The organism is Maribacter sp. MMG018 (assembly GCF_018100785.1).
Classification (GTDB): domain Bacteria; phylum Bacteroidota; class Bacteroidia; order Flavobacteriales; family Flavobacteriaceae; genus Maribacter.
The window spans coordinates 1,044,150-1,056,461 of sequence record NZ_JAGJEC010000001.1; the positions used below are offsets into that span (position 1 = coordinate 1,044,150).

The 12,312-nt window shown below is 40.4% G+C and carries 14 protein-coding genes and 1 tRNA gene; 10 read left to right on the forward strand and 5 right to left on the reverse strand.

Annotated elements, in window-relative coordinates:
* Positions 1-12 precede the first annotated feature (12 nt).
* The 3 genes from J8L85_RS04515 to J8L85_RS04525 are packed head-to-tail and all read left to right on the forward strand — an operon-like array spanning position 13 to position 3,184.
* The gene (locus J8L85_RS04515; protein ID WP_211014967.1) at positions 13-903 is read left to right on the forward strand and encodes a hypothetical protein; all 891 of its coding nucleotides are present in this window, start codon (positions 13-15) and stop codon (positions 901-903) included.
* Positions 904-926: 23 nt separating this feature from the next.
* The gene (locus tag J8L85_RS04520; RefSeq protein WP_211014969.1) at positions 927-1,730 is read left to right on the forward strand and encodes an amino acid racemase; all 804 of its coding nucleotides are present in this window, start codon (positions 927-929) and stop codon (positions 1,728-1,730) included.
* A gap of 2 nt (positions 1,731-1,732) precedes the next feature.
* Positions 1,733-3,184, forward strand: coding sequence for a DASS family sodium-coupled anion symporter (locus J8L85_RS04525; RefSeq protein WP_211014971.1), 1,452 nt, complete (start codon positions 1,733-1,735; stop codon positions 3,182-3,184).
* Between the two features lie 84 nt (positions 3,185-3,268).
* Here J8L85_RS04525 and J8L85_RS04530 read toward each other — a convergent pair.
* A tRNA-Arg gene (locus J8L85_RS04530) sits at positions 3,269-3,340 on the reverse strand.
* Positions 3,341-3,410: 70 nt separating this feature from the next.
* Complete coding sequence (locus J8L85_RS04535; RefSeq protein WP_247656552.1) at positions 3,411-4,121, reverse strand: hypothetical protein; 711 nt, start codon at positions 4,119-4,121, stop codon at positions 3,411-3,413.
* A 483-nt stretch (positions 4,122-4,604) separates the two neighbouring features.
* On the opposite strand from J8L85_RS04535, the gene J8L85_RS04540 reads away from it, so the two are divergent.
* The 5 genes from J8L85_RS04540 (at position 4,605) to J8L85_RS04560 (ending at position 8,998) form a co-directional block, all read left to right on the forward strand.
* Positions 4,605-6,050 (forward strand): arginine decarboxylase, encoded by a 1,446-nt coding sequence (locus J8L85_RS04540; protein WP_211014973.1) that lies wholly within the window; start codon positions 4,605-4,607, stop codon positions 6,048-6,050.
* A 26-nt stretch (positions 6,051-6,076) separates the two neighbouring features.
* The gene (gene speB / locus J8L85_RS04545) at positions 6,077-7,015 is read left to right on the forward strand and encodes an agmatinase (RefSeq protein ID WP_211014975.1); all 939 of its coding nucleotides are present in this window, start codon (positions 6,077-6,079) and stop codon (positions 7,013-7,015) included.
* On the forward strand, positions 7,005-7,979 hold the full coding sequence (locus tag J8L85_RS04550; protein WP_211016295.1) for a deoxyhypusine synthase family protein: 975 nt from the start codon (positions 7,005-7,007) through the stop codon (positions 7,977-7,979). The genes speB and J8L85_RS04550 overlap by 11 nt, the downstream gene beginning before the upstream one ends.
* Positions 7,980-7,981: 2 nt before the next feature.
* Positions 7,982-8,305 (forward strand): hypothetical protein, encoded by a 324-nt coding sequence (locus J8L85_RS04555; RefSeq protein WP_211014977.1) that lies wholly within the window; start codon positions 7,982-7,984, stop codon positions 8,303-8,305.
* Between the two features lie 264 nt (positions 8,306-8,569).
* Positions 8,570-8,998: a PH domain-containing protein gene (locus J8L85_RS04560; protein WP_211014979.1), complete on the forward strand. Its 429-nt coding sequence runs from the start codon at positions 8,570-8,572 to the stop codon at positions 8,996-8,998.
* Between the two features lie 33 nt (positions 8,999-9,031).
* Here the strand turns inward: J8L85_RS04560 and J8L85_RS04565 are convergent, their stop codons facing one another.
* A complete protein-coding gene (locus tag J8L85_RS04565; protein WP_211014981.1) occupies positions 9,032-9,991 on the reverse strand; it encodes an NAD-dependent epimerase/dehydratase family protein in 960 nt (319 codons plus the stop codon).
* A 66-nt stretch (positions 9,992-10,057) separates the two neighbouring features.
* Here J8L85_RS04565 and J8L85_RS04570 point away from each other — a divergent pair, with 66 nt between their 5' ends.
* Both J8L85_RS04570 and J8L85_RS04575 read left to right on the forward strand, forming a co-directional pair.
* Complete coding sequence (locus J8L85_RS04570; protein ID WP_211014983.1) at positions 10,058-10,558, forward strand: hypothetical protein; 501 nt, start codon at positions 10,058-10,060, stop codon at positions 10,556-10,558.
* Positions 10,545-11,036, forward strand: a complete 492-nt coding sequence (locus J8L85_RS04575) for a nuclear transport factor 2 family protein (protein ID WP_211014986.1) — start codon at positions 10,545-10,547, stop codon at positions 11,034-11,036. Before J8L85_RS04570 ends, J8L85_RS04575 begins: the two co-directional genes overlap by 14 nt.
* Positions 11,037-11,080: 44 nt before the next feature.
* Here J8L85_RS04575 and J8L85_RS04580 read toward each other — a convergent pair whose 3' ends face one another.
* Together J8L85_RS04580 and J8L85_RS04585 are read right to left on the reverse strand one after the other, a co-directional pair.
* Entirely contained in the window at positions 11,081-11,779 is a 699-nt protein-coding gene (locus J8L85_RS04580) for a hypothetical protein (RefSeq protein ID WP_211014988.1), read from the reverse strand.
* Between the two features lie 125 nt (positions 11,780-11,904).
* Positions 11,905-12,282, reverse strand: a complete 378-nt coding sequence (locus J8L85_RS04585) for a hypothetical protein (RefSeq protein ID WP_211014990.1) — start codon at positions 12,280-12,282, stop codon at positions 11,905-11,907.
* Positions 12,283-12,312: the final 30 nt, after the last annotated feature.

A 12,312-nucleotide genomic window follows, 5' to 3' on the forward strand; every position in this document is an offset into this window, starting at 1 on the left:
CGATATAGCATTATGAAAAACCATTTGTTGCTGACTGTTTTATTTTTATCCAAAAGCCTTTGTTCTTTTGCACAGGAATTTCCTTTGTTTCCAGAACCCAACGTGGTGTTTGAAATTAAACCGTCTACAACAGATCCTAGAATAGAAAATGCAGATACGCCCCACTTTGTTGCGTACGATCCTACCAACGATCAAGGGAAGTTGTTGCTTTTTATTCCCGGTACGAACGGTATAGCCCTAAGGGGGCCAAAACAGCTTTTTTATACTGCGGTTCAGCAAGGGTATGCCGTAATCAATCTTTCGTATATAAACACTCCGGCGATCGCACGCATATGCAAAGGGAATGCGCTGGTAGCGAACTCTGATTGTGCCGAGGAATTTAGAAATAGAAGGGTATATGGCGACACTACGTTTAAGCTTATCGATGACAAGCCCTATGATGCCATTTTGAACCGTCTTACAAAGCTTTTGGAGTATCTGGCCAAGAACGATAAAAACCTGGACTGGAGCCGTTACTTGGAAAATGGTGAGCCAAAATGGAGCATGATAGCACTTGCCGGACAGTCTCAAGGCGGTGGAATGTCCGCTTTTATAGCAAAGACCCATGTTGTGGCCCGGGTAATCGATTTTTCTGGGGGTTGGGACTATTCCGCTAAGGACAAAATAGCCAACTGGTATTTTAAAAATAGCAAAACGCCCCTTGATCGCTGGTACGGAACCTACCATGTAGAGGAACCTACCGCGGCAACTATAGTAGAGACCTACAAGGCGATGAATATTCCCGAAGATCACATTTATGCTTTTGACCTAGAGGTGCCAAAAGGAAAAAGGGCACATTCCAATGGGGTCCGGAATACAGGATACAGAAATCAATGGGTGGAGTTGCTCGGTAAAGGAAATTGATACGATTGAAAGGACACAGGTTTATGAATAAATATCTCTATTGCTTATTGATTGTGGTACTTACAGCCTGCAATCAACCTGAAAAGGATAAAAAAACAGAACCCAACGGTTCTGAAAAAATAGATTCGGAAATGAATGTATTGGGATTGATTGGGGGAACATCATGGCACTCCACGATAGAATATTACAGTATGATCAATCAATCGGTGAACGATCACTATGGAAACAATACCAATCCTCTATTATTGGTGTATACACTTAACCAAGCGGAGGTGCACCGTTTTCAAATAGAGAACAAATGGGATTCTATAGCCCATATGTTGGTGGAAGCGGGGAAGACGCTTAACAAAGCAGGTGCGGGCGCTGTTCTTTTCTGCGCCAATACACCCCATAAAGTATATGGTTCCGTTCAGGAACAACTGGATTTCCCCATCATACATATAGCCGATGCGACGGCGAAGGCCATCAAAGAAAAAGACTTGAAAAAAGTGCTTTTTATCGGTACCAAGTACAGTATGGAGGAACCCTTTATCACAAAAAGAATCGAAGACAATGGTATTGAAGTACTGGTTCCGCAAGAACAGGAGGTAATCGATGAACTACATAGGATCATCATAGAAGAGCTCACCTATGGGGAAGTAGAGGCCTCTTCGAAGGCTTACGTGATGGATGTCATAGAAAATGCAAGGCAGCAAGGGGCCGAAGGGGTTATACTCGGGTGTACGGAGTTTCCGCTGATGATTTTTCAGGAAGATGTGGAGATCCCCGTTTTTAATACCACCGAGATCCATGCGAAATCGGGGGTCGATTATATTCTAAAAAGATAACTATGCGAATTACCAAACAAAAGATAGGTCTTGTCCTAGGGCCGCTGGCTTTTTTTTATATTCTGTTTTTCTTTCATCCGGAAGGGTTGGGCGATAGGGCCAATGCGGTTTTGGCATCGGTGGCCTGGGTGGCCATATGGTGGGTTACGGAGGCAATTTCCATTATGGTGACGGCCTTGATGCCCATTGTTCTCTTTCCGCTTTCGGGCGGGTTGGAGCTGAGCGCTACCACGGCATCCTACGGGCATAAGTACATCTATCTTTATATAGGAGGGTTTATCTTGGCCATAGCGATAGAAAAATGGAACCTCCATAAGAGGATAGCCCTGTCCATAATCAAATTGGTGGGAACCAATATCAATAGGATCATTCTTGGTTTTATGGTAGCCACGGCACTCTTGTCGATGTGGATCTCCAATACGGCGGCGGCCGTGATGATCTTGCCCATGGCCATGGCCATTGTTACCCAATTAAAGGACAACCCGAACACCATAGAGAACGAGAATGTCCTTTTTGGAAAAGCTTTGATGTTGGCCATAGCCTATAGTGCGTCCATCGGGGGCATCGCCACTTTGATCGGCACCCCTACGAACCTTGTCCTGGTAGGGGTAGTACAGACCACCTTCGAGAAAGAGATCACCTTTTCGCAATGGTTCGTTTTTGGTTTTCCGATAGCTGTCATCTTATTGTTCGTATGTTGGAAGTATTTGACAAGCTTCGCCTTTAAGTTCAGGCAAAAGGCATTTCCGGGCGGACGGGAGGAGATAGAGTCACAATTGAAGTCCTTGGGCAAAATGTCCTATGAGGAAAAAGGGGTTCTTGTGATCTTTTTTATTGCCGCATCCGCATGGATCTCTCGCTCTTTTTTGCTTCAGAAAATAATGCCATCACTGGACGATACGATCATAAGTATCATATCGGCTGTTCTTTTGTTCATAATACCTTCCGGTAAAAAAGGGGAACCTTTGCTTACCTGGAAAGATGCGGTCAAGCTCCCTTGGGGAGTGGTATTGCTGTTCGGGGGCGGTTTGGCCCTGGCGTCGGGATTTGAAAGTAGTGGATTGGCCCTGTGGATCGGGTCCAAATTGATGGCCTTAAAGACGGTTCCCTTTATAGTCCTGTTGTTGATATTGATAACCACGGTCAACTTTTTGACCGAAATGACTTCTAATATAGCCACGACAGCGATGTTGTTGCCTGTGCTTATATCATTGGCCCCGGTCTTGGGGGTACACCCCTATTACCTGATGATCGGTGCCACCGTGGCCGCATCCTGTGCTTTTATGTTACCGGTGGCAACACCCGCCAATGCCATCGTATTTGGGTCTGGCTACCTGAAAATAAGCGATATGGTAAACAAGGGAATATGGCTAAACCTCATTTCCATAGCGTTGCTGACCGCGTTCGTTTATTTTCTCCTTCCCCTTGTGTGGGACCTGGGGACAATAGGATGACGAGAATTGTTTAAAATAAAAAAACAGCACCTACTTAATTTTAGTAGGTGCTGTTTTTTTATAAAACGGTTTAAAAATAAAAAGTAGCCTCGGCAAGAATCGAACTTGCATCTAAAGTTTAGGAAACTTCTATTCTATCCATTGAACTACGAGGCCAAATAGGCACGCAAAAATATAATTTTTTATCAATCTACACCACATCAAAGTTGGTGTTTTGTTGATATGTTCAATTTCTTTTGGCCCAAATCTCGTACATAGGCTCTCCCTTGCTGTTTTTGCCGGTGTGGTGCCAATCATTTCCCTTGATCTCGTAATTAAAATTAAGACTGGCCCCTACACGGGAATTATCTCTTGAAAAAAATTCGATGTTCTCTGTGTAAACACCATTTTCGGCCGTATAGCTACCTCCTCCCGTTCCAGAAAATTTCATGGTCTCGGTATGATAGGCGACCCATTGAAAATATCCGTCCTTTAAAAACTTCAATGTTTTTCTTGGGTTTTCTTCTCCTCTTCTTTCTTGGCCGGTATCTGGCCCTCTGGTGGCAAATAGCCATTGTCCGTCCAGGTCTTGTTGAAGGCTTTCCATTTTTAGGAATATAAGTGTCGGTTTTTCCTTTAAGGTCAATAACTCGTTATCGATCATAAAGGGAATCTCCAATTGCTTCAGTTGGTCTTTTTCATAGTTCGAATTAAACTCTAAGGATACTTTTAGTACGTCGTCGTTTATGGTAAAGAATCCGCCCACGGTCTTTATAAAGGTAGCCGGAGAAGTTTTATATACGTTATAGATTATATAATCTCCATTAATTTTAATCTCATGACGTTCATTTCCGGTGTCCGAAACATAGATGCCCGATGGAATTTGGGCCTTTACCGTGATGGTAATGAGCAAAAAGACAATAAAGTAAGGTATAAATCGTGGTTTTGAATATTTCATTAGTATAGTTTTAGGATTAAAAATAACTAATTACTGGATTGATAATAAACATTTTACGTGAATTTTAATTGGAGATTTGTTAATGTTCGAATTTTTTTTGTCCATTTGGCGTATTTTAAAAGAAAAGGGTTGTTTTTTCATTTTTTTTGTTTTCATTTGTCCCTTTAAATTAGAGGATACTCTAACTATAAGTTTTAGGCTTTTAGCTGAACATAATGCAATTTGTTTCTATGTTCGGGCTTTTGGGAATTAGGAAGTCAAACCCAAGGGCAGCTTATGAGATGAGCGACCGAATTTTAAAGCTAACTTCCGATTTTAATACTTCTATTGTGCAAAGTCAGCACATCTATTTTTTCATTCCTACTACCCGGGAACAGATTCGTATTTGATTTTGATCGTAGCCATCATGTTTTCTTAACATAAAGTGAGCCTTGCGCATCAATTTTTAAACGAATTTTCAATCTTAATAATTGCTGTTCTTAAATGAATACTAAATATATTGATCTGATCGATCAAACTTATTTTTTTCCGCAAGAAGAATTTAATCTTGACGGAGACCTTCTTAGATTTCACGACATTCCCCTGAACGAATTGGTGGAAGAATATGGTAGCCCTTTAAAATTCACGTATTTGCCCAAAATATCGGAGAATATAAGTAGAGCCAAGAATTGGTTCGCAAATGCCATCGAAAAAAACAATTATAAGGGCAAGTACCATTATTGTTATTGTACAAAAAGCTCGCATTTTCAACATATACTGCACGAGGCCCTTAAGAACGAAATACATATAGAAACCTCTTCGGCCTTTGATATCAATATAGTAGAGCAGTTAAAGAAAGATGGAAAGTTAAAGGATAATGCCTTTGTGATCTGTAATGGCTTTAAGCGAGACCAGTACATAGATAATATTGCTAGGTTGATCAATGAAGGGCATAGCAATTGTATTCCCGTTATAGATAATTATGAGGAGATAGAGCTTCTTTCACGTGGTATAGAGGATACCTTTAAGGTCGGTATCCGTATTGCATCCGAAGAAGAACCTAAATTTGAGTTTTATACTTCTAGGTTAGGTATTGGTTACAAGAGTATAGTGCCTTTTTATGAAAACCAGATCAAGGATAACGATAAGGTAGAGTTGAAAATGCTCCATTTTTTTATCAATACCGGTATTCGTGACAATGCCTATTATTGGAACGAACTGGCAAAATGCCTTAAGGTGTATGTGCGCCTAAAAAAGATGTGCCCCTCTTTGGATAGTTTAAATATTGGGGGAGGTTTCCCCATAAAGAACTCATTGGCTTTCGAGTACGACTATCAGTATATGGTAGATGAAATTTTAAACCAGATCAATATTGCCTGCGCAGAGGCAGATGTGCCCGTCCCCCATATATTTACCGAATTTGGAAGTTTTACGGTTGGCGAGAGTGGTGGGGCCATTTATGAAATACTATACCAGAAGCAACAGAACGATAGGGAAAAATGGAATATGATAGATTCATCCTTCATTACCACCTTACCCGATACATGGGCCATAAACAAACGTTTTATTATGCTGCCGATAAACCGTTGGCACGATGAGTATGAACGTGTGCTGTTAGGGGGACTAACATGTGATAGCGATGATTATTACAATAGCGAGCAGAACATGAACGCTATATATCTGCCAAAATATAAAAGGGACAAACCTTTATATATCTGTTTTTTTAATACCGGTGCGTACCAAGAAACTATAGGCGGTTATGGTGGCTTGCAACATTGTTTAATACCACAGCCCAAACATATTCTTATAGATAAGGACGAAGAAGGCAATATGATCACAACACTCTTTAACCCACAACAAAAATCGGACGACCTATTAAAAATACTGGGTTATGAAAGTAAGGTAGAAAAAGAGAAAGAGCCCATTATAATGGAAGAAATACCAATCTAACTTTAAACCAATTAAAATTTTAAGTAATGAGTACATCGAAGAATTATGCGGGTATCCCTGATACATTCGCACAATTGGAAACCGCCAAGGTTATTTTGATACCCGTTCCGTATGACGGAACAAGTACATGGGGCAAGGGTGCCGACAAGGGGCCGGATGCATTTTTAGAAGCCTCTGAGAATATGGAGCTTTATGATATAGAAACCGATACAGAGGTGTATGAGCAAGGGGTTTATTTGGCGGACGCCATTACCGAGAACAGCTCGCCAGAGGCAATGGTAAATGCAGTGCATAAGGTGACCAAAGACTATATTAAACGCAATAAGTTCGTTACATTGTTCGGAGGTGAACATTCTATCTCTATAGGCAGTATAAGGGCCTTTAGCGAATGTTTTGACAACCTTACGGTTTTACATATCGATGCGCATGCCGATTTGCGAGAATCTTATGAAGGTACCAAGTGTAACCATGCCTGTGCCGTACACGAAGCAAGCCAAACTACGAATTTGGTACAAGTGGGTATCCGTTCTATGGATGCCATTGAAAAAACGTTTATGGACGAGGAAAAAACCTTCTTCGCCCATGATATGGTAGCCGATGAGTATTGGATGGACAAGGTAATAGATACCATGACAGATAATGTCTTCATAACCTTTGATCTAGATGCTCTGGACCCCTCTATTATGCCTTCTACGGGTACACCCGAACCGGGCGGTCTTTTATGGTACGAGTCGTTGGAATTCTTGAAACAGGTGTTCGAAGAAAAAAATGTGGTCGGTTTTGATATTGTAGAACTTTGCCCTAACCCTGCCGACAAGTCGTCAGACTTTTTGGCGGCAAAACTATACTACAAAATGTTGAGCTATAAGTTTATGGGGCAACAAGTAGAGGATAATTATGACAATACCTACGATGTAGATTATAAATCCAGCAACAGTTTAAAATTTAATGATGATGAAGAATAAGGGAGCTATCTCTAATTTTATAGAGAAGTACTATTTGCACTTTAATGCCGCTACAGTAGTAGATGCCGCCAAGGCATACGAAGCACAATTGGATAACGGGGCCAAAATGTTGGTGTCGTTGGCAGGTGCTATGAGTACGGCAGAACTGGGAAAAATTTTTGCAGAGATGATCCGTCAAGATAAAGTGCATATTGTTTCATGTACAGGGGCTAATTTAGAAGAGGATATCATGAACTTGGTGGCACATTCGCATTACAAGCGCGTACCGGAATATCGTGACCTCACCCCGCAGGACGAATGGAATTTATTGGAAAAAGGATTGAACAGGGTTACCGATACCTGTATACCCGAAGAAGAAGCTTTCCGTAGGTTGCAAAATCATATTTTTAAGATATGGAAAGCTGCCGATGATAAAGGCGAACGTTACTTGCCACATGAGTTTATGTACAAGTTGTTGCTTTCGGGTGTTTTGGAAGAGTATTACGAAATAGACCTTAAAGATTCTTGGATGTACGCCGCTGCCGAGAAAAACTTGCCGATCGTATGTCCGGGATGGGAAGACAGTACCATGGGCAATATTTTTGCGTCTTATGTAATGAAGGGGGATTTAAAGGCCAGCACCATGAAATCGGGTATTGAGTACATGACGTTTTTGGCCGATTGGTATACCGATAATTCTGAAAAGGGAATAGGCTTCTTTCAGATAGGAGGGGGTATTGCCGGTGATTTTCCTATTTGCGTAGTGCCCATGTTGTATCAAGATATGGAACGTACAGATACTCCTTTTTGGAGCTACTTTTGTCAAATAAGCGACTCTACTACCAGTTACGGGTCTTATTCCGGAGCTGTGCCCAACGAAAAGATCACTTGGGGAAAATTGGATATAAATACCCCAAAATTCATTATCGAGAGTGATGCGACCATTGTTGCACCATTAATTTTCGCATACCTTTTGGACTTATAGCTATGGACAAGAATGCACATTTAAAAAGAGTCATTGTTGATTTTAAGAAATTGACCCCCGAGGTATTGAAACTTTTGGTAGAAAGATACCCCGATGGGTATGATGACAGAAATATTATCTCGTTCAAAAATGCCCAAGGAGAACGTATAGAAGCAGTAGAGGTGTTGACCGAGGATACCAAGTATTTGGTAAAGATCAGTGCCAAGCTAGAGTATACTATGGAGAATTATGATGAGGATGACTATGAGGATTTTGACGATGACGACCCAAAAGCGGTAATAGCACCCAACCCAAAAGACATGGTAGACGGTGACGACGAGGACTAACACAGGTCGCCACCGCTATGGTGATAATATCATTACAAACATATTACGGGCCCTAGTTTTCTAGGGCCATTGCCCTTGCGACAAATAGGGTTATGGTCATACTACTATACGTACTTTTCTGGAATGACTGATTTTTAGAAAAATCTAATGAGAGCAACTTTCTTTATTAGTTAAGTAAAAATTTCTAACTTTCATTTTAATAAACAACAAACCGCTGTAAATCATTTTGGTATGGTAGGGTGCAGCGGATAAAAAACCATTCCCGTGAAATTCAAGAGTAAGAAAGACACCTTGTTCAGTTTGGTGATATTGGGTACGTGCGGTTTAATGCTGGTATTAACGGTTACAGGTATTCTAAAGGGAGAAATGGATCCCGATGAATATTGGACCTTGCCTATTGTAATCGGTGTTTGCCTGGCATTATTGTGGTTTTATTTTGGCACTTACTATGAACTGGGCAAAGAAGGCCTTACTTACAGAAGCGGACCGATCCGCGGAAAAATCCGTTTAGACCGCATTACCGAAATTGTAAAAGGAAAGACCCTCTGGGTAGGTTTTAGGCCAGCGACCTCTAGAAAAGGACTCATTGTTAAGTACGATACCTATAACGAAATTTATATAAGTCCACTGACGAATGAATCGTTTGTCAAAAAAATACTGGAACTAAAAAGCGATATCAAAATAAGTGAATAAACGGTACCCAATTTGTGGTCGGGTACCGTATTCTTATTCTGCTTCTGCTTTGTTCTTTTTTAGGTTTGACAGCATTGTAGCGGTCGTTTTATCTAGATCAAAGTCCGCTTTCCATCCCCAATCTGCGCGGGCATCCGAATCATCGATACTACTGGGCCAAGAATCTGCGATTGCTTGTCTAAAATCGGGTTCGTACGTAATGGTGAAATCAGGAATATGCTGTTGAATGTTTTGGGCGATATCTTCGGGTTTAAAGCTCATGGCCGCCAAATTATACGACGAGCGTACTTTAATGTCCTCGGCATCGGCTTCCATAATCTGTAGGGTTGCTTTTATGGCATCGTCCATATACATCATGGGCAGTACAGTGTCCTTCTTTAAAAAACAGTTGTAGGTGCCTTCTTCAAGTGCTTTATGGTAGATCTCTACGGCATAATCTGTGGTGCCGCCACCTGGCATGGTTTTCCAACTGATCAGGCCGGGATAACGAATGCTGCGTACATCAACATCAAAGTTTTTAAAATAATACTCGCACCAACGTTCTCCAGATTGTTTACTAATACCGTAAACGGTACTAGGTTCCATAATCGTGTTTTGCGGGGTAGCTTCTTTGGGCGTATTGGGTCCAAAAACAGCAATACTGGAAGGCCAGAATATCTTGTCCACTTTCTTTTCCTTGCCCAAATTCAGTACATTGAAAAGAGAGTTCATATTAAGGTTCCATGCGCGCATTGGAAATTTCTCTGCCGTGGCGCTCAACATGGCGGCCATCAGGTATATTTCACTAATTTCATAGTAGGCGATTATCTCCTCTAAAGCATTGGAATCGGTAGCGTCCAAGATTTCGAAAGGTCCCGAATTCATCAATGTTTCGTTACCCTCCCTTATATCACTTGCTATGACATGGTCGTTGCCGTATTTTTTTCTTAGGGTCATAGTCAACTCCGTTCCTATTTGCCCACAAGCACCTATAATCAAAATGTATTTCTCCATTAAAAAAAGAAGTTAAATAGCTAATTCGGTAAAGATAACTTTTCTTAAAATTTGTACATTCGTTCTATGCCTAAAATCTACTTTTTTATTTCTTTGGTTCTACTTTTAGGGTCGTGCAAAGAGAATGCTTCGGAGACTGTTGCCGGGCAAACCTCCGATTGGAACGTGATGGTGGATAAATTCCCAAAAAAAATCACCTTAAGTCCTAAAGCCATGGAGCTGGTTGCCGAGTGGAAGGAATACAAAGAATTGGAAATAAGTTTTGATCGTTTATATACGGTTGAAAATACAGAAGATTTGATATTGGTAATAGAGGAATTGATAGAGAAACAAAAGTTGTTTGAGAAAAGTGTTTATCCGAAAGAATTGGATATCCCTCAGGTAAAAGGCCGCCAAAAGGTTTTTAAAACCTACATTCTAAAGATAAAGGGAAATTTGGCATATAGGCAGGATCCCCAAAATAGCATTGAAGAAATGATCGAAGCCTTTAATATTATGCGTGATCAGTTTAATGTAGTCGTAAATAATACCTTACCTCAAGATTTAATTTCGAATGAAGAAAATTAGCTATTTACTATTTTTATGTGCTATGCTGGCGACGGCTCAGGATACGGATAAGGCGGAAGTTGCAGAAGCTTTGGATGCGTGGCATTCGGCGGCTGGCAATGCTGATTTTGATGCTTATTTTGGACTCATGACCGACGATGCTGTTTTTATCGGTACCGATGCCATGGAAAATTGGGGGTTAAAGGAATTTAAGGCTTATGCAAAACCTCATTTTGATAAAGGAAGGGCTTGGAGTTTTACGGCCGTAGAGCGAAATATATACTTGAACGATACCCATGATCTTGCATGGTTCGATGAGCTTTTAGATACCCAAATGAAACTATGTAGAGGGTCTGGTGTATTGAGAAAAGAGAATGGTACCTGGAAAATTGCCCATTATGTACTATCTATTGCCGTACCCAACGAGTATGTAGACCAACTGGTAGAAATTAAAAAGGACAAGGATAATTCACTACTGAACGAATTGACTAAAAATTAAAAAAGCGGGCCTTGGCCCGCTTTTTTAATAGGTTTCCCAATAAATTATTTTTTAGGTTCTTCGGCAGTTTGTTTTCTGTTTAACAAAGCTTGTTTGCTAAGACTTGCCAAATTAAAGTTCGGATCTATGGCCAAGGCTTCGTCTATGGTCGCAACGGCAGCATCAATATTATCTTTGTCCTTATTAAACTGTACCAAAGCCTTTAAATGAAGAAAAGCGGCCTTTAAAGGCACCTCATAAGGTTGTTGACGCTCATAAAAAGCATACTTCATATCATCTTTTGAGTTGGTTATACCATATTCGATATTGGTCATAGCACCGTCGTTGTCACCCAACTGAATTTTTAAATCTGCCAGTTCATAGGCCAAATAAGCATTGGGGTTTCTTTTGTACAAAATTTCAAATTGCTCCAAAGCCCTTTTGGGTTGGTTCAAGGCTTTTAGTGAAATGGCCTTTACCTGTACGGCCAAATCGGAATCGGTCTCTACTTTCTCTATACCTATGGTGTTCAAGGCCTGTAAGTGTTGATTGTCGTTTGCATAGATATAGGCCAAGGTGTCCATTCTTTCTTTGGAAGGCGAGAGTACATTTAGGTGTGTAAGTGCATTTATGACCCCGTTTATGTCTCCTTGAAGCCTCATTTGGCGATAAAATTCTTCGTAATGCTTTTGTAGTTCACTTTTAGTTTGCGCACTTCCGGCAAAGCTTACCATTAGAATAAGCGCAAGAATCAATTTTTTCATTATTCAGTGTTTTTTTGGTAAGCTAAACTATTAAAATATTCTGAACGAACTTGTTAACGAAAACATTAATTGAAATAAAAAGAAATAGGCGTTTAAAAACGCCTATTATATTCTGTAATTACTATTTATTGGACCAGTATATGCCGCCTTTTTTGATTGGTGACGGTATTTAATAACTGTGCATAAAAACCAAGGCTTTTATCATCTTTTTCTATACAGGACCGTAAAAAGGTCTTTAGGTTGTTAAAAATGAGATCGGTATGCAAAACGGGCAGGTTTATGTTGATCTTTCCTGCTTTGTATGTTGTATCGTCCATTATGATATCCATCTTAATGCGATGTCTATGATAATCGATAGATACATTGGCGGCATTGTAATATTTCTTTAGTAATGCAACATGTAACTGACGGTATTTCTTGGTTTTTCTCGGATTGTTGCAACTTTGTGAAATAAGACTTTCAAACTCCATGAGAATCCTCTTTCTAAGATTAGACTTTTTCATGATTTTTTTATTTTGAAGTTACTTAAAGAT